We start from the raw sequence: 26,000 nt of genomic DNA, 5'->3' as shown, positions 1-26,000 counted from the left end.
GATCGTGATGGGCAGCCAGTCCGACTGGTCGACCATGCGCTGTGCCGCCGAGGTGCTCGACGAGCTGGGCGTGACCTACGAGGCGCGCATCGTTTCGGCGCACCGCACGCCCGAGCGGATGTACCGCTTCGGCAGGACGGCGCACGAAGAAGGGTTCAAGGTCGTTGTCGCCGGCGCGGGAGGCGCGGCTCACCTGCCCGGAATGCTCGCTGCGCTCACCCATCTGCCGGTGCTGGGGGTGCCAGTCAAATCTAGGGCGCTCAAGGGCCTCGACAGCCTGCTGTCGATTGTCCAGATGCCGGCCGGGGTGCCGACTGGTACGCTTGCGATCGGCGAGGCGGGCGCCACCAACGCCGGTTTGCTCGCCGCGGCTATCCTGGCCTTAAGCGATCCGGCACTGTCGCGACGCCTGCAGGACTGGCGCGCCGCACGAACAGAGGCCGTGAACGAGGCGCCGGAGGACTGATGCTGCAGCCGGGAGGAACGATCGGCATTCTTGGCGGCGGCCAGCTCGGCCGGATGCTGGCGATGGCCGCCGCGCAACTTGGTTTTCGCGTCCACATCTACACCCCGGAGCGCGACAGCGTGGCCGCGGAAGTCGCGCATGATGCGACGATCGCTCCCTTCACCGATCCGCTTGCGCTCGGACGCTTCGCGCAGGCGTGCAGTGTTCTGACCTTCGAATTCGAGAATGTGCCCGCCGGCCCCCTCGGCTTCATCTCGGAGCGTCTGGCACCCAACTTGCGCGCGCTCGAAGTGGCGCAGGACCGGCTCAAGGAAAAACGCTTCGCCGAATCGCTTGGAGGGCGGCCCGCGCCCTTCGCGTCGGTCGACTCGCCCGCCGACCTCGCCCGCGCGGTGGAGCGGATCGGTACTCCCGGCATCCTGAAGACCGCTCGCGAGGGCTACGACGGCAAGGGCCAGTGGAAGCTCGCTTCGGCCCGCGACGCCGATGCGGTCCGCCTGCCCCAGCGCACTTGCGTCTATGAGGGCATGGTGCGGTTCCACGGGGAATTTTCCGTCATACTGGTGCGCGGGCAGGACGGCGAGATCCGCTTCTGGGACAGCACCGAGAATCGCCACGACGACGGTATTCTCGCCCGGTCGCACTGGCCGCCGAGCGCGTCCGTCGCGGCGCAGGTGGAGCCGGCGCGTGGCTTGGCTGCCCGCATTGCCGGCGATCTCGGATATGTCGGCGTCCTGTCGGTCGAGTTCTTCGCCACCGAGGTCGGCCCGGTGTTCAACGAGATGGCGCCGCGGGTGCATAACTCGGGCCACTGGACGATCGAGGGCGCGGCGACGAGCCAGTTCGAAAATCACATCCGCGCGATCTGCGGCCTGCCGCTGGGCGACACGTCGACCATCGCCCGGCGGATCGAGATGGACAATCTGATCGGCGAGGAAGCGCTTACCGCGCATCGCCTGCTGGCCGACCCCCATGCCCACCTCCACCTCTACGGCAAGCGGGAGGCGCGCGAGGGGCGCAAGATGGGGCACGTAACGCGCGTATGGCCAAGGGGATGACGCGCCGGGTAACGGCGATCGTCGCCCGCGCCGCGAACGGGACCATTGGCCGCGATGGCGGGCTGCCGTGGCGGATTCCAGCAGACCTGAAGCGGTTCAAGGCACTTACTGGCGACCGGCCGATGATCATGGGCCGCAAGACTTTCGAGAGCCTGGGACGGCTTCTTCCCGGACGCCGGCATATCGTGCTGACCCGCAGTCGGACCTGGCAGGCGGACGGCGCCGAAGTCGCGCACGATGCGAATGAAGCGCTCGATCTGGCGCCGAACAGCGATGTTTCGGTGATCGGAGGGGCCCAGGTGTATGATCTGCTGTTGCCGCACACCACCCGGATCGAGCTGACCGAGGTTCACGCCGATATGGCCGGTGACACTTTCATGGAGCCATTCGGGCCGGAATGGCGCGAGGTGAGGCGCGAGGATCACGCCGCCGAGGGCGACACGCCCGCCTTTTCCTTCGTCACGCTGGAGCGCGCCGGATGAGCAAGTGGCTCTGGGGCCTCGCCGTCCTCCTGCTTGCCGCGCTCGTCGGCTTCTTCGCGCTCGGCCCCGGTATCGTCGAGCGGTCGATGAACCAGATCGATGGCCAGCCGCTGATCCGGGTGTCCGATAAGGCGAAGGCGCTGCACCGCACCCTGACGATCGTCGACCTCCACTCCGATACGCTGATGTGGAAGCGCAGCCTGCTGTCGGACAACCAGGGCGGTCACGAGGATCTCGGGCGGCTCGAGCAAGGGAACGTCGCGCTGCAGGTGTTCTCGAGCGTCACCAAGACGCCCAAGGGCCAGAACTACGATTCGAACACCGGCGAGACCGACAACATCGCGACGCTGGCAATCGCGCAGCTCCAGCCGGTGCGCACGTGGGGCTCATTGCTCGAACGCTCGCTGTGGCATGCCGAGAAGCTGCACCGGGCCGTAGGCAAGGCCGGCGGGCGACTCGAGCAGGTGACCGATGACGCTTCGCTCGCGAAACTGCTGGCTGACCGGCGCGGCGCGAAGAAACCGGTCGGCGCGATGCTGTCGATCGAGGGATTGCAGAACCTCGAAGGCAACCTCGATAACCTCAATCGCCTGCACGCCGCTGGCTTCCGCATGGCGGGGCTGACGCACTTCTTCGACAACGACCTCGCCGGCTCGATGCACGGGGTGAAGAAAGGCGGGCTGACACCGAAGGGCCGCGAGGCGGTCAAGCGGATGGAGCGGCTCGGCATGATCGTCGACTTAGCGCACTGCAGCCATGCTTGCGTCGCCGATATCCTGAGCATGGCGACCCGCCCCGTCGTCTCGAGCCACGGCGGGGTGCAGGCGACCTGCAAGGTCAACCGCAACCTGACCGACAAGGAAATCCGCGGCGTCGCGCGGACCGGCGGCGTGGTCGGCATCGGTTACTGGGACGCTGCGGTCTGCGGCACCAGCCCAAGGGACACCGCGCGCGCGATGAAGCACGTGCGCGATCTGGTCGGCATCGAATACGTCGCGCTTGGCAGCGATTACGACGGGGCGACCACGGTGCGGTTCGATACCTCGCAACTGACCCAGGTCACTCAAGCGCTGCTCGACGAAGGGTTCACGCCCGAGGAAATCCGCAAGGCGATGGGCGAAAACGCGCTGCGGGTGATCCGCGCCGGGATCGTGCCCCAGGGTGCAGATCGGACACCAGCCGCATGAGGTGGCTCGATCACCGCAAATCGGTGCCCCAGTCCCTGCGCGGGGCGGTCGTGGCGCTCGGCAATTTCGACGGTTTCCACCAGGGCCACCAGGCGGTGGTCGGCGAGGCGATCGCGTGGGCGCGCGCCGAAGGCCGGCCGAGCATCGTCGCCACGTTCGATCCGCATCCCGTGCGCCATTTCAAGCCCGATGTCGCGCCGTTCCGCCTCACCACGCTCGAGCAGCGGCAGGAGTTGTTCCTCGCCGCCGGGGCGACCGCGATGCTGGTGTTCCACTTCGACGGGGATCTCGCAGGCACCACCGCGGAGGATTTCGTGCGCGTGCTGCTGCACGAACGGATCGGCGCGGCGGGCGTGGTGACGGGAGAGGACTTCACCTTCGGCAAGGCGCGCGGCGGCAATCGAGCGGTGCTCGAATCGCTCGGCGCGGAATGCGGCATCGAAGCGCGCGCGGTGGCGCCGGTGCTCGACGAGGGCGAGCCGGTGTCTTCCAGCCGCATCCGCGCCGCCCTGCAGCGGGGCGATTGCAGCACCGCGACCCGCCTCCTCACCCGCCCGTTCGCCATTCGCGGGATCGTCCAGCACGGCGACAAGCTTGGGCGGACGATCGGCTATCCGACCGCCAACCTGCCGCTCGAAAGCTACCTGCGCCCCCGTTACGGCATCTACGCGGTGACGGGGCGGGTGCTGGCCACGGGGCAGGAGCTGAAAGGCGCGGCCAGCGTCGGCATCCGGCCGATGTTCGATCCCCCCAAGGAATTGCTCGAACCGTACTTCTTCGATTTCGACGGCGACCTTTACGGGCAGGAGATCGAGGTGGGCTTCCATCGCTTCCTCCGCCCCGAGGCGAAGTTCGACAGCCTTGAGGAACTGCAGGCGCAGATGGCGAAGGACTGCGACGAGGCGCGGCGGGTGCTCAGCTAGAAACTATCGTCATCCCCGCGCAGGCGGGGATCCAGTCCAAGCGCGGCGTCTGGATTGTGCAAGCACGTCTTCGACTCCCCGCCTACGCGGGAATGACGAAGGGGGCGGTGAACCTGCCTATCCACCATCCACCCGAAAAACTTTCCTACAGCCGCGCCGCTCGCTAAGGCCCGCGCGCAATGAGCGACGCCGATCCCAAGCCCATCCGCGATTACCGCGACACCGTCTTCCTGCCCAAGACCGACTTTCCGATGAAAGCCGGCCTGCCGCAGAAGGAGCCGGGTATTGCCGCGCGGTGGGAGGCCGAAAAGCTCTACGATCAGCTGCGCGATGCGCGCCGCGGCCGGCCCAAGTTCATGTACCATGACGGCCCGCCCTACGCGAACGGCGACATGCACATCGGCCACGCGCTCAACCATACGATCAAGGACATGGTCTGCCGCACGCAGAACCTGCTCGGCAAGGACGCGCCCTACGTACCCGGGTGGGACTGCCACGGGCTGCCGATCGAGTGGAAGGTCGAGGAGCAGTACCGCAAGGCCAAGCGCGACAAGGACAGCGTGCCGCTGCTCGAATTCCGCGCCGAGTGCCGCGCCTATGCCCAGCACTGGGTCGACGTGCAGCGCGAGCAGTTGAAGCGCCTCGGCGTGATGGCCGACTGGGACCACCCCTACCTGACCATGCAGCCCGAGAGCGAGGCGACAATCGTCGCCGAGCTCTTGAAGTTCGCGACCAGCGGCCAGCTCTATCGCGGGGCCAAGCCGGTGATGTGGTCCCCGGTCGAAAAGACCGCGCTCGCCGAGGCCGAGGTCGAGTACGAGGACGTCGTCTCGACCCAAATCGACGTGGGGTTCGAGATCGTCGAGAGCCCGATCCCCGAGCTGGTCGGCGCCTACGCGGTGATCTGGACGACCACGCCGTGGACTATCCCGGTGAACCAGGCTTTGGCCTATGGGCCGGAGGTTGAATACGAACTTCTCGAAATCTGGCTTCACGTCTCTGATCAAGGTGACGGAGATTTGTCGCTCGAGCAGCGCCGTAATCCGCTTATGAGTTCGCTTGATAAGCGAAAGGTGTTGGTTGCGAAGGAACTGAAGGAAGCGTTTCGCGAACGGCTCAACAAAGACCTGCGTGACAAGAGCACCCAACCAGTTGTCGAGCTTTCGACGACCCTCAAGTTTTTGGGGACCGTCAAAGGCTCCGACCTCGCCGGCACCGTCGCGCGGCACCCGATGCATGCGCTAGGCGGGTTCTTCGCCGAGCCGCGGCCGTTCCTGCCGGGCGATTTCGTCACCACCGACACCGGCACCGGGCTCGTGCACATGGCGCCCGACCATGGCGAGGACGATTTCGAGCTGTGCAAGGCCTATGGCATCACGCCGAAGTTCGCGGTCGAGGGCGACGGCAAGTACCGCGAGGACTGGGGCTGGCTCGGCGGGCAGGGCTCGGTGATCAACCCCAAGTTCAACGCGCCGGACGGGCCGATCTGTTCGGACCTGCGCGAAGCCGGCGAGCTGCTCGCGGCGAGCGCGGACTACAAGCACTCCTACCCGCACTCGTGGCGCTCGAAGGCCAAGGTGATCTTCCGCTGCACCCCGCAGTGGTTCGTGCCGATGGACAAACCGCTCGACCATCTGCCGGCAATCTCGCGCGCCGAGCAGCGCTGGGAAAACGAGGGCGGCGACACCACCATCGACGAGGAAGCGCACGCCGGCTCGCCGAGCCTGCGCGAGCTGGCGCTGGCCGAGATCGAGCGGGTCAAGTTCATCCCCGAAAAGGGCCGCAACCGGATCGGCTCGATGGTCGAAGGGCGGCCCGACTGGGTATTGAGCCGCCAGCGCGCGTGGGGCGTGCCGATCACGCTATTCGTCAACCGCCAGACTGGTGAATACCTCGTCGACGAGGCGGTCAACGCGCGCATCGTCGCGGCGGTGAAGGAACACGGCATCGACGCCTGGACGCCCGAGACGGCGCATAGCTTCCTCGGCGACGACTACGACCCAGCCGAGTGGGAGCCGGTCACCGACATCCTCGACGTGTGGTTCGATAGCGGCACCAGCCACGCTTACGTGCTCGACAGCGGGCGCTGGCCCGACCTCAAGTGGCCGGCGGATATCTACGTCGAAGGCTCCGACCAGCACCGCGGGTGGTTCCAGTCCTCGCTGCTCGAGAGCTGCGCCACCCGCGGCCGCGCGCCGTACGACCAGATCCTCACCCATGGCTTCACGATGGACGCCAAGGGCATGAAGATGTCGAAGAGCCTCGGCAACACGGTCGATCCGATCAAGGTGATGGAGACGTACGGCGCGGACATCATCCGGCTGTGGGCGCTGTCGGTCGATTTCACCGAGGACCACCGCATCGGCGACGAGATCCTCAAGGGCGTGGCCGACCAGTACCGCAAGCTGCGTAACACCTTCCGGTATTTGCTGGGCGCGCTCGACGGGTTCGATTACGACAGCGAAGGCGTCGGCTACGGCGATATGCCGGAACTGGAGCGCTACGTGCTCGCCCGCCTCGCGCAGCTCGACGCGACCATCCGCGCGGCGATCGATGCCTACGATTTCAACGAATACGTCCGCGCGCTGATCGAGTTCTGCAACGAGGACCTGTCCGCTTTCTACTTCGATATCCGCAAGGACCGGCTCTATTGCGACGATCCGGACGGCATCGAGCGGCGGGCGACACGCACAGTGCTCGACGTGCTGTTCCAGGCACTGGTGCGCTACGCCGCGCCGGTGCTGGTGTTCACCGCCGAGGAAGTGTGGGGCACGCGCTTCCCGGCCAATGAAGGCAAGGGGCGCGGGAGCGTCCACCTGCTCGAGATGCACCCGCTTCCGGCTGAGTTCGCCAACCAGGCGCTGGTGGCGAAATACGCCGCGCTCATCGCATTGCGCGAACAGGTGACCGAGGCGATCGAGCCGCTGCGTCGCGAGAAAATCGTGCGCTCGGGGCTCGAGGCCGAAGTCACCGTGCCGGCCAGCGCGGTGCCGGAAGGATTCAGCGACGCCGACCTCGCCGGGCTGTTCATCACCGCGACAGTGCGGCGGGGCGATGGCGACGACGTGACTGTCACCCGTACCAGCGACAGCAAGTGCGGCCGCTGCTGGCGGCTGCTGCCCGAGGTGGTCGACGACGGCGAGCTGTGCGCGCGCTGCGCGGACGTGGTCGGGGAGATCGCGGCGTGAATCCCGTGCTGCGCAATCGCCTGATCGGGCTCGCCATCGCGGTGGTGCTGTTCGCGGCCGACCAGGCGTACAAGTCGTACATTCTCGATGGGTTGCAGCTATCGCTCGGCCAGTCGCACTACCTGTTGCCGTTTTTCCAGTACACGCTGACCCACAACTACGGCGTCTCGCTCGGCATGTTCACCGCCGAATCGGACGCGCAGCGCTGGGCGCTGGTGGCCGTGACCGGCGCAATCGCGCTGGTGGTCACGATCTGGATGCTGCGCGAGCGCAAAATGGGAGACATTGTGCCCCTGGCGCTGATCCTCGGCGGGGCGCTGGGCAACATCATGGACCGGTATTCGCTCGGCTACGTGGTCGATTTCCTGGACCTGCACTTCGGCGATTTCCGCCCGTTCATGATCTTCAACCTCGCCGATGCCGCGATCACCGTCGGCGTCGTCATCATCCTTGCCCGATCGCTGCTAATCCGCGACAAGGCACCCGACCAACCGGCCGACCCGGCCGTGGAGAGCTAAGACCGATGCGCAAGACCGTTACCCTCACACTCGCCACCATGGCAGCCGCCGCGCTCACCGGCTGCGGCAGCACGGGCCTGCTCAGCCGCGACCGGCCCGACGAGTTCGCCGTGCAGCGCCAGGCGCCGCTGGTGGTCCCGCCCGATTTCAGCCTGACCCCGCCGGCCCCGGGCGCGCCGCGCCCGACCGAAGGAACCGCGGCCGAGCAGGCGCTCGACGTGCTGTTCGGCGGACCCGCGCCCCGCAGCCAGGTGGAGACGAGCGCGCTCGAACGCGCCGGCGCCGCCGATCCGGGCATTCGCACCGCGGTCGGCGATCCGCAGACCAACACCGTGGCCAAGGGCCGCGTGACCCGCGACATCATCGCCGCGCCGGAAGGTGACGGGGCGGGGGCTTCGGCCGTAATCCCCGGGTGAGTTTTGTTTGCGACCCCGCCTCCGCGGGGTCGTCCTCGCGGCTATCTCCTCCGCTTCGCTTCGGAGCCGCTGCGGGCGGCCGTTCGACGTTGTCCCTGCGGGACAGCTCCGCTTCGCGGCTCGCTGGTCGCGAGCCGTGCTCTAGCGCCGAGAGCATGTTCAATTTCGCGTAGCGGAGCGATCAGCGCCAAGGAGCGGACGCGCGGAGGCGCGTTCGGAAAACCAGAATCCTCACAAACAAACCGCCAGCAGTTTATCGATCTTGCGGCCGTCCATGTCGACCACCTCGATCCGCCAGCCCTGGTCCTCGAAGTGCTCGCCTTCCTCGGGCAGCTTCTTGAGGCTCCACAGGACGTAGCCCGCTGCGGTGGCGAACTCGCGGTCTTCGGGCAGGTCGATGCACAGGCGGTCGGCCAGCTGGTCCACCGGCAGCGCGCCTGAGATCAGCAGCGATCCGTCCTCCCGCTCGACGATCGCCGGCGCTTCCCCGAGGTCCTGGTCGGACACGAAGTTGCCCACGATCGCGGTTAGCAGGTCGACGGGCGTGACGATGCCCTCGAGATGCCCGTATTCGTCGTGCACCATCGCCATCGCCACTTCGGCCATCTGCAGTGTGCGCAGCGCGTCCATCGCGTCGAGCTGATCGGGGATCACCTCCGGCTTCTTCATGAGCGCGCCCAGATCAACCGCACGTCCGGCAAGCAGCGCGCCAAGCACTTCGCGCACCTTGACCACGCCGACGATGTGATCGGGCGAGGCATCGGCCACCGGCAGCAGCGAATGGGGACTGGCATCGATCCGTGCGCGCAAGTCAGCCTCGGGCGCATGGAGGTCGAGCCAGTCGAGCTCGGTCCGCGGAGTCATGAGTTCGCGCACCGGGCGTTCCGCCAGCCGCACCACGCCGGCCAGGATCTGGCTCTGCCCCGCCTCGATCACGCCGGAATGAGTCGCCTCGGTGAAGATCATGTGCAGTTCTTCGGAGGTCACGTGCGATTGGCCCGCCGGGCGCACCCCCAGCAGGCGGATGAGCAGTGCCGAGGAAGTATCGAGGACCCAGACGATCGGGGCGGCGACTTTCGCCAGCAGCGCCATCGGCCGCGACGCGACCAGGGCGATCGGCATTGCCGCCCGCAGGGCCACCTGCTTGGGCACCAGCTCGCCGACGACGAGGCTGAAGTAGGTGGTCACCGCGATCACCAGCACGAATCCGATCTGCGGCGCGTATTCGGCCGGCACGCCCAGCATCGCCAGCCGCTCGCCCACGGGGCCGCCGAGGCTCGCTCCCGAATAGGCGCCCGCGACGATGCCGACGAGAGTGATCCCGATCTGGACGGTCGACAGGAACTTGCCGGGATCGCCTTGCAGCATGAGCGCGGTCCGCGCCGCGCCGCTCCCCTTGTCAGCCAGCGATTTGAGCCGGGCGGGCTTGGCCGAGACGATCGCCAGCTCGCTCGCGGCGAACAGGCCGTTGAGGACGATCAACCCGGCAATGATCAGGACGTCGGTCCATGGAAACGGTGTCACGCCTCGCGCGCTAGCACAAAAGCGCGGCCCTGCCAGCGGGAACGGGGTCCGGCTCCTTTCGTTTAGCGAAAACGAGGTGCGGGTCGGGCGCGCCCGCATTTCGCGTGCCGCCCGTGCGGGACGTCAGAACGAACGAGAAAAAAGGGGACTACCCAATGAAGACTTCGCGCAAATTTACCGCTGCGCTCGCTGCCGTGTCGCTCGTCGGCGTGTCGGCCTGCGTAACCGACCCCAACACCGGCGAACGCAAGATCTCTCGCACCGCGATCGGCGGCGTAGGCGGCGCTGCCGCCGGCGCCCTGCTCGGCGGGCTGATCGGCGGCCGCACGGCGCGCATCGCGGGCGCTGTCGCAGGCGGCGCGCTGGGCGGCTATGTCGGTTACCGGATGGACCAGCAGATCAAGGAGCTGAAGGACCAGACAGCCGGTTCGGGCGTCGACGTCAGCGAGGTCGATGGCGGCCAGGCAATCCTCGTCAACTTGCCGGACGGCGTAACGTTCGCGACCGGCAGCTACGCCATCAACCCCGGCTTCCAGACCCTGCTCGACCGTGTGGCATCGAGCCTGCAGCAGTATCCCAACAGCTTGGTGGACGTGTATGGCTACACCGACACCGTCGGTTCGGCATCGTCGAACCAGCGTCTTTCGGAACAGCGCGCGCAGGCCGTGTCGAACTACCTGATCAGCCGCGGCGTGAGCTCAGCCCGGATCCGCTGGATGGGTTTTGGCGAGACCAACCTGAAGGTCCAGACCGGCGACAACGTCAACGAGCCGCTGAACCGCCGGGTCGAGATCAAGATCATTCCGGTCAGCCAGGCCGAAGCAAACTCGGCCGGCTAGGTTTTTCCAGACCGTGTGGTCGCAGCACGGTAGGGCCGGCTTCCGCCAGGGGGCCGGCCCTTTTCCTTGAGCACCTCGCGATGGTGCCGGGCCCATTGCCCGTTCAGGCGCACGGCCCGGCGCCGCCACGCGACGGCTTCATTCTCCGCCGATAACGTGGCTAGAAGTGCCGATGCATTCCACGGCGCCAGCCTACCGCCCCGAGATCGATGGTCTGCGTGCGCTGGCGGTAGTCCCTGTCGCGCTGTTCCATGCGCGGGTGCCGGGATTTGCAGGCGGCTTCGTCGGCGTCGATGTCTTTTTCGTCATCAGCGGATATCTCATTACCGCCATCCTGCTGAGGGAAGCCGGCAGGTCCGGCGCGCTCGGCCATTTCTACGAGCGACGCGCGCGGCGCATCGTGCCCGCGCTGCTTCCGGTACTTGCGTTCACCCTCGCGGCCGCGTTGTGGGTCTTCACACCCGACGACTTCCGCCGCTTTGCGCAGGCGCTCGGGGCGACCGCGCTGTTCGTGTCGAACCTGCTGTTCGCGCTGCGCAGCGATTATTTCGGGACCGCAGAAGGCTTCACGCCGCTCGTCCATAGCTGGAGTCTGGCGGTCGAAGAGCAATTCTACCTCTTCTTTCCGGTGCTGCTCCTTGCCTTGGTTCGCCGCCGGCTGAAGATTCTGCCGGTCATCCTGCTGATCCTGGCAGCCAGCTTCGTGTTGGCGGTGGCGATGGCTGGCAGCGCGCCACGGTTCGCGTTCAACCTCCTTCCGACGCGCGCGTGGGAGCTGATGGCCGGGGCCGCCTGCGCACTTCTTCCTCCGCCTGCCAAATACCGCTGGTGGGCGGGCCTGACCGGCATTGTGTTCATCGCAGCCGGCATGGCCTTCATCAGGGCTGACACTCCGGCGCCCGGGCCCATGTTCGCCCTGCCCGTAGCGGGTGCCGCTTTGGTCGTGCGCTATGCAACCGGCTCTACGCCGGCGGCACGGGCGCTCGGGTGGCGACCGTTCGTCCTCATCGGCCTGGTATCGTACGGGTTTTACCTGTGGCACCAGGCGATCCTCGCCTTCGTTTTCTACACCCATTTCGCGCCGCCTCCATGGTGGCTCGCCGCAGCCGCGCTGATCCTCTCGCTGGCGCTGGCGGCAGCATCGTATCGCTGGGTTGAAAAGCCTGTCCGCGCGGGGCGAGCATTCCGATCGCGGCGCACCCTGGCTGCGGTCTGCGCGGGCGGGCTCGTCGCGATGGCGGCGATCGGGTTGGCCGGCCATTTCGAGGTCGCGAAGCCCAGGTCGGCTAGGGAAGCGCGACTGTGGGGTGCCGTGGTGCTGCATCCGACCACGAACCTCGTGCCCGAAGCGCGCGACATTCCCTACCTGCTGTACGGGGACAGCCATGCGGAGCAGTACCGGTCCGCGCTGGCCGAGCGCCTGGGCCGCGGCGCCGTTCTGACCACCTCGGGATGCATGTCCCTTCCAGCGGCGACGAACCAGCAGCCGGGCTCGCCCGACCGCGCTGTCTGCAAGTCGCAATATGGACAGGCGCTCGCACTCTCACATGCGCGCGAGGTGCCCGTCGTGATCTGGGCCCAACGGTGGGAGCGACTGCTGTTCCGCAACGACACGGGCGCCCGGGAAGGGGAAACGTCCGGCGATGGAGCAAGGTTCTTCCGGGCCCAGCTGGACGATTTTCTCGCAGCATTTCCGGCCGGCACGCGCATTGTCCTGGTGGGCAATTCTCCGACTGCCTGGGCGAGCGGTCCCCAGATGGACGGCGGCCTGCTGCGATGCCGCGCGTTCCTCGACGTGAAGTGCCCGACGAGCTTTCCGGCAGCCAAGGCGGAAGGCCGCGCGGCCAACCGCATCCTGATGAGCTTCGCCCGCCAGCATCCTCGCGTGACTTATGTGGACGCAGCCGGGCCGCTCTGCCCGCAAGGTCGCTGCCGGATACTTGCCGACGGACGGCTGTATTATAACGACGGGAGCCACATGACCCTGTTCGCCGCGCAGATCGTCGCCCGTGAGATCGCTTCCGCGATGGGCAGCTCGCGTGAAGCTGGCAATACGGGGGCTGACGCATTCGTTAGGCGATAAGAACGTCTGGACCGCTTGACCTGCCCGCGTTATGTGCATAGTTACGTAACCATGCACGATGATTTCCTGCAGACTACCGGCAGCGCGTTTCTCGCCCACCGGCTCAAGCGCCTGTCAGACCACCTCGTGGCGGAGATCGGCCGGGTCATCGAGCGGCTCGGCCTTGAGGTTCCGCCGACCGCGGGCTCGACCCTCCTGCTCCTCTCGCAGGAGCAGCGCCTGGGCATCGTCGAGATCGCCGAGCGCCTGCGCGTCACTCATCCCTTCATCGTCAGGCTCGCCGCCCGCCTGGAACAGCTGGGCCTGGTGGCGATCCAGGCGGACAAGGAGGACCTGCGCCGCAAATGGGTCTCGCTGACCGAGGCCGGCAGCAAAGAGGCGGTCAGGCTCAAGGAACTCAACGCCGCGCTCGAGCGCGTCTTCGGCGAGATCGGGCGCGAAACGGGCGCCGACCTGCTCGGCGCGATCGATCTTTACGAAGCTGCGCTCGCCGCCGCGCCTTTGGCCGGGCGGATCGAACGACAGCTCAGTTCCGGAGACGACCAATGAACGCGATCACCCGCTCCATTATTGCCGCCGCCCTGCTGGCCGGCGCCGCACCTTCCTCCGCCGCCCCGCTTGACGACAAGACCCGCAAGGAAGTGATCGACGGGATCGTCACGAACATGCGCGAAAGCTATGTCTTTCCCCAGGTTGCCGCCCAGGTCGAGACAGCCCTGCGCAAGGCCGAGCGGCGGGGCGAATACGCCAGGATCAGCGATCCGCAGGCATTTGCCGAAAAGCTCACTGCCGATGTGTTTGCCGTCGCGCACGACAAGCATATCGGCGTCGACTATTCCGAAGAACCGCTGCCCCCGCTCGGAGCGGCGCGCGCGAAAGACCCGGCTGCGCTGGCGAAATGGCAGCAGGCGACGGCCCGTCGCAACTTCGCGATCCCGCGCGTCGAAGTGCTTCCCGGCAATGTCGGCTATATCAAGATGACCAACTTCCTGCCTGCCGAGCTGGCGGGCGAGACATTTGCCGCGGCGATGAAGTTCGTCGGCAACAGCGACGCGCTGGTCATCGACCTGCGCGACAATCGCGGCGGGAACCCGGCAATGGTCGCGTTCGTCCTGAGCTACCTGCTGCCGCCCGACACCCACATCAACGATTTCTACAACCGGGTGGAGGACTCGACCAGGCAGATGTGGAGCTATCCGGTGGTGCCGGGTGGGCCGTATGGCAGCGGCAAGCCGGTTTACGTGCTGACGAACAGCGTCACCATCTCGGCGGCCGAAGAGCTCGCCTATGACATCCAGCAGAACAAGCGGGGCGCGATTGTCGGCGAGACGACCGCCGGCGGGGCCAATCCGGGGGGCACCGTCGCCCTGGGCGAGCATTTCTCGGTGTTCATTCCCACCGGGCGTGCGATCAACCCGGTAAGCAAGACCAACTGGGAGGGGGTCGGCGTGGTCCCGGATACCAGGGCGGAAAGCGCAAAGGCCCTCGACGTGGCTTACCGGATGGCACTCGCGCAGCTCAAGGCAGGCGCCTCGGCCGAACGGCAGGAAGAGATCGACGATGCCATCGCCGCGCTCGGTCCGGCCGGCTAGGTTCCCGGCCAGTCAGCCCGCGATCACCTTCGCCCGCTCCGCCAGCCGTTCCACCGCCGCATCGTGGATCCCTGCCGCGCTGACCAGCAGGCCGAACGCGCGCGGGTCGCGCTTGTTATAGTTCAGGGGGCGGCCGAAGGCGTCGGTCACCGCCGCGCCCGCTTCGCGCGCAATCAGCGTCGCCGCCCCGATGTCCCATTCCCAGCCCCAGCGCAGCGTAGCGAGGAGGTCCGCTTCCCCGCTTGCCACCATCGCCGCGCGCAGGGCGATCGAATTGGGCTTGTCCACCAGGGCAAGGTCCTCGTCCTCGGGCGGCAGCGAATCGGCCGGAACCCGCGCGCCGGAGAACTCCTCGCGCCGTGAGGCGACCAGGCGCTCTCCGTTGCGCCACGAGCCCTGCCCGGCGATCCCGCTCCAGAACTCGCCCCGAGCGGGAGCCGCAAGGAAGCCGAGCAACGGGCGCGCTTCGCTGATCAGCGCGACCGACACTGCCCAGCCGGTGCGCCCGCGAATGAAATCGCGCGTCCCGTCGACCGGATCGACCAGCCATATCAGCCCCTTGCCGAGCCGTGAGGGATCGTCGGCAGTCTCCTCGCTCAGCCAGCCCGCCGCCGGAAGCAGCGCGCCAAGCTCGCGTTTGAGGAAGGCATCCACTTCGATGTCGGCTGCGCAGACGGGGTTGCCCGGGCTCTTCTCCCACGCTTCGAGAGAATGGCCGCCGCCCGGCCACATGCCGAAGGCGATCTCGCCCGCTTGCCGGACGATGGCTTCGAGACGGGCTGCATCGATCATCGCGGGCGCATTGGAGGGTAGCCTCGCCCTTTTCAAGAGAGGCGATCCATGCTTAGGCGCGGGCCAACTCCCCCATCACAGGAAAGCTGCGGCGGCATGAACATTCACGAATACCAGGCCAAGGAACTCCTCGCGAAGCACGGTATCGCGGTGCCCGCCGGCTATCCGGCGCTGAGCGTCGAGGAAGCCGTCGAGGCGGCGAAGAAGCTCCCCGGACCGCTCTACGTGGTCAAGGCGCAGATCCACGCCGGCGGCCGCGGCAAGGGCAAGTTCAAGGAACTGGGCGCGGACGCCAAGGGCGGCGTGCGGCTGGCCAAGAGCCTCGAGGAAGTCGAAGCGAACGCGCGCGAGATGCTCGGCAACACGCTGGTGACCATCCAGACCGGCGATGCGGGCAAGGAAGTGAACCGACTCTACATCACCGACGGCGTCGACATCGCGAGCGAATTCTACCTCTCGCTGCTGGTCGATCGCGACAGCGGGCGCGTGGCGTTCGTCGTCTCGACCGAGGGCGGCATGGACATCGAGGCGGTCGCCCACGACACGCCCGAGAAGATCACCACTTTCACCGTCGATCCGGCGGAGGGCTTCCAGCCGCACCACGGGCGCGCGGTGGCCTTCGCGCTCAAGCTGACGGGCGACCTCAACAAGCAGGCGCAGAAGCTCGCCAGCCAACTCTACGAGGCGTTCCTCGCCACCGATTGCTCGATGCTCGAGATCAATCCGCTGGTCGTCAGCGAGGATGGCAAGCTGTTGGTGCTCGACGCCAAGATGAGCTTCGATTCGAACGCGCTCTACCGTCACAAGGACATCGAGGCGCTGCGCGACACGACCGAGGAAGACCCGGCCGAAGTCGAGGCAAGCGAGTACGACCTCGCCTACATCAAGCTCGATGGCAACATCGGCTGCATGGTCAACGGCGCCGGCCTGGCGATGGCGACGATGGACATCATCAAGCTCAACGGCGCGTTCCCGGCCAACTTCCTGGACGTCGGCGGCGGCGCTTCGAAGGAGAAGGTGACCGCGGCGTTCAAGATCATCCTCAAGGACCCGGCGGTGAAGGGCATTCTCGTCAACATCTTCGGCGGGATCATGAAGTGCGACATCATCGCCGAGGGCATCGTCGCGGCTGCCAAGGACGTGAACCTGTCGGTGCCGCTGGTGGTCCGGCTGGAAGGCACGAACGTCGAGCAGGGCAAGGCAATCCTCGACAATTCCGGGCTCGCGATCGTCAGCGCCGACGACCTCGGCGATGCGGCGCGCAAGATCGTCGCGGAAGTCAAGCAAGCCGCGTGAGCACGTTGACGCTTACGTAAAGGTTATCTAGAGGCGCAGGCACAGCTTTAGGAGCGCAGACCGATGAAGATTCTCGTCCCCGTCAAGCGGGTGATCGATTACAACGTCAAGCCGCGGGTCAAGGCCGACGGCACCGGCGTCGATCTCGCCAACGTCAAGATGAGCATGAACCCGTTCGACGAGATTGCGGTCGAGGAAGCGCTCCGTCTTAAGGAAAAGGGCGTCGCGACCGAGGTGGTCGTTGTCTCGATCGGGCCGGCCAAGGCAACCGAGACCCTGCGCACGGGCCTGGCCATGGGCGCCGACCGGGCCATTCTTGTGCAGACCGACGACGAGGTCGAGCCGCTGGCGGTCGCCAAGATCCTCAAGGGCGTGGCCGACGCCGAAGCCCCGGGCCTGGTGATCCTCGGCAAGCAGGCGATCGACGACGATTCGAACCAGACCGGCCAGATGCTCGCCGCGCTGATGGGCCGTCCGCAGGGCACTTTCGCCAACGAGGTGACGGTCGAGGGCGACCACGTCACCGTGAAGCGCGAGATCGACGGCGGGCTTGAGACGGTCAAGCTGGCGATGCCGGCGATCGTCACCACCGACTTGCGCTTGAACCAGCCGCGCTACGCCTCGCTGCCCAACATCATGAAGGCGAAGTCGAAGCCGCTCGACACCAAGACCCCGGCCGATTTCGGCGTCGACACCGCGCCGCGCCTGAGGACCGTCAAGGTTTCCGAGCCGCCGGTGCGCCAGGCGGGCATCAAGGTAGCCGATGTCGACGAACTGGTCGCCAAGATGAAGGCGCTCGGCATCGCCTGAGCACTCTCCCGAGGAAGGTTTTAGACACATGAAGACTCTCGTTCTCGTCGAACACGACAACGCCTCGGTGAAGGACGCCACGCTGTCGGTCGTCACCGCCGCTTCCAAGCTGGGCGAAGTGCACCTGCTCGTCGCCGGCAAGGGCTGCGCGGGCGTGGCCGAAGCGGCCGCGAAGATCGCCGGCGTGGGCAAGGTCCACCTCGCCGACGACGCCGCCTACGAGCACCAGCTGGCCGAGAACGTCGCGCCGCTGGTCGCTTCGCTGATGGAGAGCCACGACGCGTTCCTCGCGCCCGCCACCACCAACGGCAAGAACATCGCCCCGCGGGTCGCCGCGCTGCTCGACGTGATGCAGATTTCCGAGATCATCGGCATCGAGGGCGAGCGGACGTTCGTGCGCCCGATCTATGCGGGCAACGCGATCGCCACGGTCGAATCGAGCGATCCGAAGCTCGTCATCACGGTGCGCGGCACCGGCTTCGACAAGGCAGCGGCCGAAGGCGGCAGCGGGACGGTCGAGGCGGTTTCCGGCACCGGCGACGCGGGCCTCTCCACTTTCGAGGGTTCGGAACTCGCCAAGAGCGAGCGCCCCGAGCTGACCAGCGCCAAGGTGATCGTCTCGGGCGGCCGCGCGCTGAAGGACGGCGAAACCTTCAAGGAACTGATCTTTCCGCTGGCCGACAAGCTGAACGCCGGCGTCGGCGCCAGTCGCGCGGCGGTGGACGCGGGCTACGTGCCGAACGATTTCCAGGTCGGCCAGACCGGCAAGATCGTCGCCCCGGAAGTGTACATCGCGATCGGCATTTCCGGCGCGATCCAGCACCTTGCGGGCATGAAGGATTCGAAGACGATCATCGCCATCAACAAGGACGAGGACGCACCCATCTTCCAGGTGGCGGACATCGGCCTGGTCGGTGACCTGTTCAAGATCGTGCCGGAGCTGACCCAGAAGCTCTGACATGAGCTCCCCGGCGACGGACGATCGGCGGGGAGGCGCTTTCTCGGGAGTCGGGGGCAAGGGGCACGGCCGCGCGGCGACCCTCGCCGCCATAGCGCGCGACGCGCGGCTGACGCGCGGCTATCTGCTGCAAGTCGCGCTGGCGACGGCGATTGCGCATCTCGGCCTGCTGATGAACTCGGCGCCCGTTGTCATCGGGGCGATGCTGATTTCACCGCTGCTGGCGCCGATCATGGGTGCCGGCTTCGCCTTGGCGACCTTCGACGGCCGCCTCCTGCGGCGATCGCTGCAGACGCTGAGCGTCGGTACTGCGACCGCGATTGGCGTGGCCCTGTTCCTGACGGTGCTGTCGCCGATCACCGATGCTACCCCCGCCCTTCTCGCGCGCGTCCGGCCGAGCCTGCTCGACCTGATGGTGGCGATCTTCGGCGGGTTGGCAGGCGCCTATGCGCTCCTGCGCAAGTTCTCCGCGACGCTCGTCGGAGTGGCGATCGCCACCGCGCTGATACCGCCGTTGGCAACGGTCGGCTGGGGTCTTGCGCTTGGCCGTTACGAATATGCGGGCGGGGCGCTGCTGCTCTACGTCACCAATTCCGCCGCGATCGCTTTCATGGCGACCGCGGTGGCTCGCTTCAACGGTTTTGGAACAGGCCTGTCGCCACGCCAGAGCCTGCTGCAGAGCATCGGGATCGGGTCGGCCCTCGCGATACTCGCGGTGCCGCTGGCATTCAGCCTGTCCGCCATCGTGCGCGAGGCGCGTGCGGCGAGCGCTCTGCGCGATACCCTCGGCGAAATGGCCGGTCCCGAGGCGACCATCGACCGGTTCGATATCGACTTCCAGGCGGCTCCGCCGACAGTATCTGCGGTGGTCATCGCTCCATCATTCAAACCAAGCCTGGAGAAGTCGTTCGGCGCCGCGGCGCGCAAGGAACTGGGCGGAGACACGAGGCTCTCGGTCATCCAGCTGCGCAACGGGACAGCCGAAAGCGAGAACCAGCGGACCGCGCGGGCCGCTGAAGCGCTCCAGTACGAAATTGCCATTCGGGAGGCACAGCGGCTGCGCGCCGCGCTCGTCGCCGCCTTCGACATGGATCCTGACGCGGTGACGATTGATCTGGACCGTCAGCGCGCCACGGTTGCCATCCCTGCGCCCGATCCGGACGTGAGCAGCGAGGCGGAGAACGAGGAGGCTCCGCGTACCGTTCTTCCGGCGGCGCTGCGGGCCGCATTCCCGGACTGGTCGATCATGCTGCTGAGGCCGGTTGCCACGCCCGTCAGCGACGCACGCGTAGCGCCGGCTCCCACCGCCAGCCCGGACTAGCGCCTGCGCGCGAACAGCTGCATTTCCTCGCCGGTATCGGGCAGTTCGGCCCGGCGCGTGGGGCCAAAGCCAAGCTTGCCGGCCAACGCGATCGAGGGGGCGTTCTCCGGGTCGATCATAGCCACGATCTCGCGCTTCCCATGCACTTCGTCGAACCAGCCGAGGACGGCGGTCATCGCCTCTGACGCGACGCCTTTGCCGAAGTGGCTTTCGGCGAGGATCCATCCGGCTTCGGGCCTGTCATCGAAGTCCGCGCCCAGCCCCCGCCACGAGTGGAAAATGCCAAGGTTCGCGATGATCCGCGCCTGCCCCCGCTCGCGCACCACGAAAGACCCGTAGCCGTAGAGCGTCCACGAGCCGGCATTGCGCAGCAGCCGGGTGAACAGGTCGGGCGTACTGGGCTCGGTTGCGCCGAGGTACCGCCGGACCGCCTCGGGCTGCATCATCGCCTCGATGCCGGCAAGGTCGCCGGCTTGCGGATGCCAGAGCTCCAGCCGCTCGGTCTCCAGGATGGGGGCCGTGGGGCACAGGGTCTTCACAGCAGGGTATCTCCGGCATGGATGAGGACGCCGACCAGCCCGCCGACGAGCGTGCCGTTCATGCGAATGAACTGGAGGTCGCGGCCGACCGCTCCCTCGATCCGGTCTGTGACCGTTCGCGCGTCCCACCGGCGCACTGTTTCGGACACCAGCCGCACGATCTGGCCGCCGTAACGGGTGGCAATGCCGACTGCGGTGCGCCGGGCGAAGCGGTTGAGCTGGAGCTGCATCCGCGGATCGTCGCGCAGAACCCGGCCCAGCTCGCCCAGGCTGGCGCCAAGCTGTCCGCCAAGCGACCCGCCGGGATCGCGCGCGGTCTTGATAAGGCCCGCGCGGATGCGCTCCCACACGCCGATCCACCAGGTCGCCACCGCCGGGTTATCGAGCAGTTCGTTCTTCATTCGCTCGATCTTTCCGCGGGTATCGGCATCGTGCAGCAGGTCGTTCGCCAGCTTGGAAAGGCCTTCGTCGAGCTTGCCGCGCAGGGGGTGTGAGGGATCGACCAGCACTTCGGCCAGCAGCTTGTACAAGCCGTCGAGAACGGAATTGGCGAGGCGCTCGTCGAGCCCTGTCCAGCGCACGAGGCCGTTGGCCTTGTCGTGGATCATCTGCCGGATCATGCCCTCGTTCGCCTCGATCGTCAGGCCCGCCCATCGAATACCCGCGTCGATCAGCGGCAGATGGCGGCGATCCGCGATCGCCGCCGTCAGCATCTGGCCGAGCAGCGGGGCGACCTCCACCTTGGCGGCGAGCGATTTGAGGCCGCCGCGCACTTGCGTGCCCAGCCGCTCGGGATCGAGCGATTCCAGGAATTCGGCAAGCAGTTCGCCCGCGCCCGCTCTCAGCCTGGCCCCGGTCTCGCCCTGCGCCGGCGCAGCGAGGTATTCGCCCACCGCCCGCGCCAGGTTCATGTCCTGCATCCGCCGCGCGACCACCGCAGGGGTCAGGAAGTTGTCCTGCAGGAAAGCCGCCATCGTGTCGGCGATGCGGTCCTTGTTCTCCGGAATGATCGCGGTGTGCGGGATGGGCAGGCCGAGCGGACGGCGGAACAGCGCCGTCACCGCGAACCAGTCTGCCAGCCCGCCGACCATCGCCGCCTCGGCGAAGGCGCGCACATAGCCGACCGCGGGATGAAGCCCGAGGTACTGCCCGCTAAGCACGAACAGGCCCGCCATAGCCAGCAGCAGGCCGGTGGCCGTGCGCCGCATGGTGCGCGCGCGATCGGGCGGGGAATGGGTGCCTCCCATGCGCCGCCAACGTGCGAGGGGGGGCGAGGTTTCGCCGCTCACTCGGCGGGCAGCACCCTTGGCGGCCGCCCATCGGCATCGGCTTGCGGCACGTGCACAAGGTCCTCGTCACCCGGCTTGTAAGTAAGCAATCGGGTGCGCAGCCACGGCCCGATGCGCTTTTCGAACCCGTCGGCCAGGCTGAACCCGGCCGGGATCAGCACGAGCGTGAGCAGGGTGGAGAGAATCAACCCGCCGATCACCACCGTGCCCATCGGGGCCCGCCAGGCTCCATCGCCCGAAAGGGACAGTGCGGTCGGCACCATTCCCGCCGTCATGGCCACGGTTGTCATGACGATCGGCTGGGCACGCTTGTGTCCGGCGTCGATAATGGCCACCTTCTTGGGCACGCCGTGCGCCATTTCCTCGATCGCGAAGTCGATCAGCAGGATCGAGTTCTTGGCGACAATGCCGAGCAGCATCAGCAGCCCGATGTACACCGGCATCGAGATCGGCTCGCCCACCAGGGCCAGCGCCAGCACCCCGCCGAGCGGCGCGAGCAGGAGCGAGGTCATGTTCACCAACGGCGACACGAAGCGCTTGTAGAGCAGCACCAGCACCGCGAAGACAAGCAGGATGCCGCTGACCACGGCGATGCCGAAATTGGTGATCATCTCGGCCTGGAACTTGTCCTCGCCGACCGGCGCGTTGGACACGCCCTGCGGCAGGTTCTGCATGATCGGCAGCTTCTGGATCGCCTGCGAGACGGGGCCCTTGACCACGCCTTCGCCAAGGTCCGCGCCGACGAACACGCGGCGCGCCTGGTTGAAGCGCTGGATCTGCGTGGGGCCCGCCCCGAAACGGATTTCCGCCACCCGGCTCAAGGGGACCGAGCCGCCGGCCGTGGTCGGGACCGGGAGGTTCTCGATCGTCGAGAGGTCCTTGCGCGAATCCCGCGGCAGCTTCACGCGAATGGGAACCTGGCGGTCCGACAGCGAGAACTTGGCCGCGTTCTGGTCGATTTCGCCAAGCGTGGCGATGCGGATCGTCTGGCTGAGCGCAGCGGTCGTCACGCCCAGCTGCGCCGCAAGATCGAGCCGCGGAACGATCACCAGCTCGGGCCGCTGGAGGTCGGCCGCGATGCGCGGGGCGAGCACGCCCGGCACGGTGCGCATCTGTTCGACCAGCGTCTGGGCGGTCTTTTCGAGCAGCTCGGAATCCGATCCCGACAGCATGATCGACACGTCACGGCCCGAGCCGCCGCCACCGCCGCCCTGGTTGCTGGAGGCGAAGCTGACCCGTGCATCGGGGATGCCCTGCAGCCTGGGCGAGAGCCTGCGCTCGAACTCGGTACTCGTCGCCTCGCGCTCGTCCGGGTCCTTGAGCGCGGTGAACAGCGTCGCGTTGCCTTCGCGGATGCTCTCCATCACCCGTTCGACCTCCGGCTGCGCCTCCAGGATAGCGGTCACCTGGTCGGCGACCGCTTCGGTCTGCTCGAGCGTCGTGCCCGGCACCATTTCTATGGTGACGCGGCTGGTGTCCTGGTTCTCGTTCGGCTGGAACTGCTGCGGCAGCGTGGCGAGGAGGCCGAAGGTAACGATCAGCGCGTAAACGCCGAGGAGGAAAGCGTAGAAGCGGTGATCGCGCATCCGGGCGCCGAAACGGTCGGCGAGCGAGCGGTACCATTCGCCGAAGTGTCCCAACGTGCCGACTGCGACGCGCAGCATCCGTCCAGCGACATAGGCGGCGGCAAAGGCGGCAAAGGGCGCCAGGATCACCGCCAGGATCGTCGGTACGATCATCGACATCGCCTTGCCCGCGAAGAAGCCGGCCGCTCCGCCAGTTCCCAGGATGAGGAGGATCGGCAAGATCGCTGCGAGCCCGTACCACCACGCTGCCGGCACCCGCTCGATCCGCGCGCGCAGTTCCTGGCTGCGGCGGCTGTCGAGCGTCCACGCGAGGACCTTCATGTAGATGTCCATCGCCCGGCCTTCGCCGTGCCCCGCCTCGCCGTGCGCCTTCAGGAAATAGGCTGCGATCATCGGCGTGATGAGCCGCGCGACCGCGAGGCTCATGAGGACCGCGACCACCACTGTCAGGCCAAAGGCCTTGAAGAACTGGCCCGAGATGCCGGGCATCAGGCCGACCGGCAGGAACACCGCGACGATCGAGAAGGTGGTGGCGACCACCGCGAGGCCGATCTCGTCGGCGGCGTCGATCGATGCCTGGTACGCACTTTTGCCCATGCGCATATGGCGCACGATGTTCTCGATCTCGACGATCGCGTCGTCCACCAGCACGCCCGCGACGAGGCTCAGCGCGAGCAGCGACAGCATGTTCAGCGTGAAGCCGAGCAGGTCCATGAACCAGAATGTCGGAATGGCGGACAAGGGGATCGCGATTGCGCTGATCATCGTCGCGCGCCAGTCGCGCAGGAACAGGAACACCACCACGATCGCCAGCACGGCGCCTTCGACGAGCGCCTCCATCGAACTGGAGTACTGCGCCTTGGTGTAGGTCACTTCGGTGTAGAGGCGCGTGAAGTGGACCTGCGGGTTCTCCTTCTGGATCGCCTCGAGCTGCTTCATCGCCTCGTCGTAGACGGTCACGTCGGAAGCGCCGCGCGAGCGTTCGAAACCGAAGGTGACGACCTCGCGGCCCTTGAGCTTGGCGGTGCGGGTCTTTTCCGAGTAGCCGTCGGTCACGCGGGCCACGTCCGACAGCTTGACGGTGCGCCCGCCGCCGAGGTTGATCCGCGTGTTCGACAGCTCGAAAGCGCTATCGGCGTTGCCGAGCACCCGGACCGACTGGCGCGAGCCCCCGATCTCGGCCTGGCCGCCGGCGGCGTCCACGTTGGTCGCTCGCAGGGCATTGTTGATGTCGCGTGCCGTCACGCCGAGCGCCTGCATCCGCGGGGGGTCGAGCACCACGCTGATCTCGCGGTCCACGCCGCCCGCCCGGCTGACGGTGGCGACGCCCTCGATCGACAGCAGCCGCTTCGACACCGTGTCGTCGATGAACCAGCTAAGCTGCTCGATCGTCATGTCGTCGGCACTGACCGCGAAATATGCGATCGAGCCGCCGCCGCCCGCTTCGACCTTGAACACGCGCGGCTCGAGAATGCCTTCCGGCAGGTCGCTGCGGATCTGGTCGATCGCGTTCTTGACCTCATTGACCGCCTCGTCGACGTCCTCGCCGATCGCGAACTGGACCATCGTCTGGGAATTGCCTTCGGACGCGGTCGAGGAGATTTCCTCCACCCCGCTGATCGAACGCGCCGCCGCCTCGACCTTCTGCGTGATCTGCGTCTCGATTTCGGTCGGCGCAGCGCCGGGCTGCGAGATGGTGACGATCACACCCGGGAAGTCGACGTCCGGCATCTGGTTCACGTCCATCCGGATGAACGAGACGATGCCCGCGAGGCACAGGCCGATGAAGAACACGATCGGAATGACCGGGTTGCGGATCGACCAGGCCGAGATGTTGCGAAGGCTCATTGTTCTGTCCGCGGCTTACTTGGCGCGCTGCGGCTTGACCTTGTCGCCGTCCGCGAGGAACCCGCCGGCGCGCAGCACGACGCGTTCGTTTCCGCTCAGCCCCTCGATGACAGCGACGCCTTTCTCGGTGACGATGCCGGTGCGGACCGGGCGGCGACGCACGCGGTCGTCATTGCCCACTACGTAGACGAACCGACCCTTGTCATCCGACTGGATCGCCGATTCGGGGAGCAGCGGAGCGACGATGGTCCCGCTGTTGAGGACGGCCGAAGCGAAGCCGCCGGGCCGCAACCCGGGAGCATAGGCGAGCGCGATCCTCGCCTCGCCCTGACGGGTCTGCTCGTCGATCGTCGGGCTGACCTGCCAGATCTGGCCGGTATAGCTCTTGTCGCTGGATACCGGGGTCACGGTAGCCGACTGGCCGACCGAGACCTTTGCCAGGTCCTCCTCGCTCAGGCGCGCGGCCAGTTCCATTTCGCCGCCCTGGGCAATGGTGAACAGGGGAGCGCCGCCGGCGCCGACCGTCTGGCCGGGCTCCACGGCGCGAGTGAGGATCAGGCCCGACGCCGGCGCATAGATGTTGAGCCGCGCGGTGCGCGCCTGCAGTTCGCCAACGGTGGCGCGGGCGACGGCGACGCGCGAGCGCGCGGCGTCGCGAGTCGCGGTCAGGCGATCGACATCGGCCTTGGAGATGAAGCCGCGCTCGACCAGCTTCAGGGCACGGTCGAGGTTGGCCTGAGCCAGGTTGAGGTCTGCCTGGGCGACGCCAATCTGGGCGCGCGCGCCCTCGATCTGCTGCACCTGCACGGAACGGTCGATCGACACCAGGACCTGGCCCTGGCGTACCCAGTCGCCTTCGTCGACCGGCACCGAAACCACCCGCCCGCCCTCGCCGACGGAGCCGACCGGAAGCTCGCGCCGGGCGTTGAGCGTGCCGGTAGCCTCGATAGAGCCGGCGATCGTCGTGCGTCCGGGCGAAACGACCGTCACCAGCGGAACCTGGCCCGCCTGGGGCGCGGCAAAGGGATCGTCCTTTTCGCCGCCGCTCAGCAGGAAGAAAGCGGCGACCAGCGCGATCGCCGCGACGATGGCGATGATGGCGTACTTGCGGCGCGCGGGCGAAGCGTCTTCGCCGGGCACGGCCGAGAACTCGGCGTCGCCTTCAAGCGGATAGCGCGCCTCATCCTGCGCATCGAGGGTTGTCTCGTAATTCATCAACGTGCCCTAGGTCCCCGACTGTATTACACGCGTAACGCACTGCGCGCAAGCGGAGCGGTTGGCCCAT

The 26,000-nt window shown here is 67.1% G+C and carries 22 protein-coding genes; 16 read left to right on the top strand and 6 right to left on the bottom strand.

The window, feature by feature from the left end; all coding sequences use genetic code 11:
* Window positions 1-7 precede the first annotated feature (7 nt).
* The 8 genes from purE to IEW58_RS12950 all read left to right on the top strand — a co-directional run bounded on the left by purE (window position 8) and on the right by IEW58_RS12950 (window position 8,238).
* Entirely contained in the window at window positions 8-466 is a 459-nt protein-coding gene (gene purE / locus IEW58_RS12985) for a 5-(carboxyamino)imidazole ribonucleotide mutase (RefSeq protein WP_188645832.1), read from the top strand.
* Window positions 466-1,524: a 5-(carboxyamino)imidazole ribonucleotide synthase gene (locus IEW58_RS12980; protein ID WP_188645495.1), complete on the top strand. Its 1,059-nt coding sequence runs from the start codon at window positions 466-468 to the stop codon at window positions 1,522-1,524. Before purE ends, IEW58_RS12980 begins: the two co-directional genes overlap by 1 nt.
* Complete coding sequence (locus IEW58_RS12975; protein ID WP_188645831.1) at window positions 1,521-2,006, top strand: dihydrofolate reductase; 486 nt, start codon at window positions 1,521-1,523, stop codon at window positions 2,004-2,006. Before IEW58_RS12980 ends, IEW58_RS12975 begins: the two co-directional genes overlap by 4 nt.
* Window positions 2,003-3,193 carry a dipeptidase gene (locus IEW58_RS12970; protein WP_188645494.1) on the top strand — a complete coding sequence of 397 codons (1,191 nt, stop codon included), beginning with the start codon at window positions 2,003-2,005 and terminating at the stop codon, window positions 3,191-3,193. The genes IEW58_RS12975 and IEW58_RS12970 overlap by 4 nt, the downstream gene beginning before the upstream one ends.
* Complete coding sequence (locus tag IEW58_RS12965) at window positions 3,190-4,116, top strand: bifunctional riboflavin kinase/FAD synthetase (protein ID WP_188645493.1); 927 nt, start codon at window positions 3,190-3,192, stop codon at window positions 4,114-4,116. The genes IEW58_RS12970 and IEW58_RS12965 overlap by 4 nt, the downstream gene beginning before the upstream one ends.
* Before the next feature lie 179 nt (window positions 4,117-4,295).
* Complete coding sequence (gene ileS, locus IEW58_RS12960) at window positions 4,296-7,304, top strand: isoleucine--tRNA ligase (protein WP_188645492.1); 3,009 nt, start codon at window positions 4,296-4,298, stop codon at window positions 7,302-7,304.
* The gene (lspA, locus tag IEW58_RS12955; protein ID WP_229658591.1) at window positions 7,301-7,822 is read left to right on the top strand and encodes a signal peptidase II; all 522 of its coding nucleotides are present in this window, start codon (window positions 7,301-7,303) and stop codon (window positions 7,820-7,822) included. Before ileS ends, lspA begins: the two co-directional genes overlap by 4 nt.
* Before the next feature lie 5 nt (window positions 7,823-7,827).
* On the top strand, window positions 7,828-8,238 hold the full coding sequence (locus tag IEW58_RS12950) for a DUF3035 domain-containing protein (RefSeq protein ID WP_188645491.1): 411 nt from the start codon (window positions 7,828-7,830) through the stop codon (window positions 8,236-8,238).
* 231 nt (window positions 8,239-8,469) lie between these two features.
* Here IEW58_RS12950 and IEW58_RS12945 read toward each other — a convergent pair whose 3' ends face one another.
* Window positions 8,470-9,762, bottom strand: a complete 1,293-nt coding sequence (locus IEW58_RS12945) for a hemolysin family protein (protein ID WP_188645490.1) — start codon at window positions 9,760-9,762, stop codon at window positions 8,470-8,472.
* Between the two features lie 155 nt (window positions 9,763-9,917).
* Here IEW58_RS12945 and IEW58_RS12940 point away from each other — a divergent pair, with 155 nt between their 5' ends.
* The 4 genes from IEW58_RS12940 (at window position 9,918) to IEW58_RS12925 (ending at window position 14,276) form a co-directional block, all read left to right on the top strand.
* Window positions 9,918-10,601 carry a YiaD family glycine zipper/OmpA-like lipoprotein gene (locus IEW58_RS12940; protein WP_188645489.1) on the top strand — a complete coding sequence of 228 codons (684 nt, stop codon included), beginning with the start codon at window positions 9,918-9,920 and terminating at the stop codon, window positions 10,599-10,601.
* 172 nt (window positions 10,602-10,773) lie between these two features.
* The gene (locus IEW58_RS12935; protein ID WP_188645488.1) at window positions 10,774-12,684 is read left to right on the top strand and encodes an acyltransferase family protein; all 1,911 of its coding nucleotides are present in this window, start codon (window positions 10,774-10,776) and stop codon (window positions 12,682-12,684) included.
* Between the two features lie 51 nt (window positions 12,685-12,735).
* Window positions 12,736-13,233 carry a MarR family winged helix-turn-helix transcriptional regulator gene (locus IEW58_RS12930; protein ID WP_188645487.1) on the top strand — a complete coding sequence of 166 codons (498 nt, stop codon included), beginning with the start codon at window positions 12,736-12,738 and terminating at the stop codon, window positions 13,231-13,233.
* Window positions 13,230-14,276 carry a S41 family peptidase gene (locus tag IEW58_RS12925; protein ID WP_188645486.1) on the top strand — a complete coding sequence of 349 codons (1,047 nt, stop codon included), beginning with the start codon at window positions 13,230-13,232 and terminating at the stop codon, window positions 14,274-14,276. Before IEW58_RS12930 ends, IEW58_RS12925 begins: the two co-directional genes overlap by 4 nt.
* Before the next feature lie 12 nt (window positions 14,277-14,288).
* Here IEW58_RS12925 and IEW58_RS12920 read toward each other — a convergent pair whose 3' ends face one another.
* Window positions 14,289-15,068: a 3'(2'),5'-bisphosphate nucleotidase CysQ gene (locus IEW58_RS12920; protein WP_188645485.1), complete on the bottom strand. Its 780-nt coding sequence runs from the start codon at window positions 15,066-15,068 to the stop codon at window positions 14,289-14,291.
* A 96-nt stretch (window positions 15,069-15,164) separates the two neighbouring features.
* Here IEW58_RS12920 and sucC point away from each other — a divergent pair, with 96 nt between their 5' ends.
* From sucC to IEW58_RS12900, 4 genes are all read left to right on the top strand, one after another.
* The gene (sucC, locus tag IEW58_RS12915; RefSeq protein WP_188645484.1) at window positions 15,165-16,364 is read left to right on the top strand and encodes an ADP-forming succinate--CoA ligase subunit beta; all 1,200 of its coding nucleotides are present in this window, start codon (window positions 15,165-15,167) and stop codon (window positions 16,362-16,364) included.
* A gap of 63 nt (window positions 16,365-16,427) precedes the next feature.
* Entirely contained in the window at window positions 16,428-17,174 is a 747-nt protein-coding gene (locus IEW58_RS12910) for an electron transfer flavoprotein subunit beta/FixA family protein (protein ID WP_188645483.1), read from the top strand.
* A gap of 28 nt (window positions 17,175-17,202) precedes the next feature.
* Window positions 17,203-18,132, top strand: a complete 930-nt coding sequence (locus IEW58_RS12905; RefSeq protein WP_188645482.1) for an electron transfer flavoprotein subunit alpha/FixB family protein — start codon at window positions 17,203-17,205, stop codon at window positions 18,130-18,132.
* Between the two features lies 1 nt (window position 18,133).
* On the top strand, window positions 18,134-19,453 hold the full coding sequence (locus IEW58_RS12900) for a TIGR00341 family protein (protein WP_188645481.1): 1,320 nt from the start codon (window positions 18,134-18,136) through the stop codon (window positions 19,451-19,453).
* Here IEW58_RS12900 and IEW58_RS12895 read toward each other — a convergent pair.
* The 4 genes from IEW58_RS12895 to IEW58_RS12880 are packed head-to-tail and all read right to left on the bottom strand — an operon-like array spanning window position 19,450 to window position 25,930.
* On the bottom strand, window positions 19,450-19,992 hold the full coding sequence (locus IEW58_RS12895) for a GNAT family N-acetyltransferase (protein WP_229658590.1): 543 nt from the start codon (window positions 19,990-19,992) through the stop codon (window positions 19,450-19,452). The two genes, IEW58_RS12900 and IEW58_RS12895, sit on opposite strands and share 4 nt — an antisense overlap.
* On the bottom strand, window positions 19,989-21,239 hold the full coding sequence (locus IEW58_RS12890; RefSeq protein ID WP_229658589.1) for a DUF445 domain-containing protein: 1,251 nt from the start codon (window positions 21,237-21,239) through the stop codon (window positions 19,989-19,991). Before IEW58_RS12890 ends, IEW58_RS12895 begins: the two co-directional genes overlap by 4 nt.
* Window positions 21,240-21,277: 38 nt before the next feature.
* Window positions 21,278-24,715, bottom strand: a complete 3,438-nt coding sequence (locus IEW58_RS12885) for an efflux RND transporter permease subunit (RefSeq protein ID WP_188645480.1) — start codon at window positions 24,713-24,715, stop codon at window positions 21,278-21,280.
* A 15-nt stretch (window positions 24,716-24,730) separates the two neighbouring features.
* The gene (locus IEW58_RS12880; protein WP_188645479.1) at window positions 24,731-25,930 is read right to left on the bottom strand and encodes an efflux RND transporter periplasmic adaptor subunit; all 1,200 of its coding nucleotides are present in this window, start codon (window positions 25,928-25,930) and stop codon (window positions 24,731-24,733) included.
* Window positions 25,931-26,000 lie beyond the last annotated feature (70 nt).

It is taken from the genome of Tsuneonella deserti (genome assembly GCF_014644315.1).
In the GTDB taxonomy this organism is placed as follows: Bacteria; Pseudomonadota; Alphaproteobacteria; order Sphingomonadales; family Sphingomonadaceae; genus Tsuneonella; species Tsuneonella deserti.
Note: the sequence above shows the minus strand (reverse complement) of the source record. Positions and strands in the feature narration are given on the sequence as shown.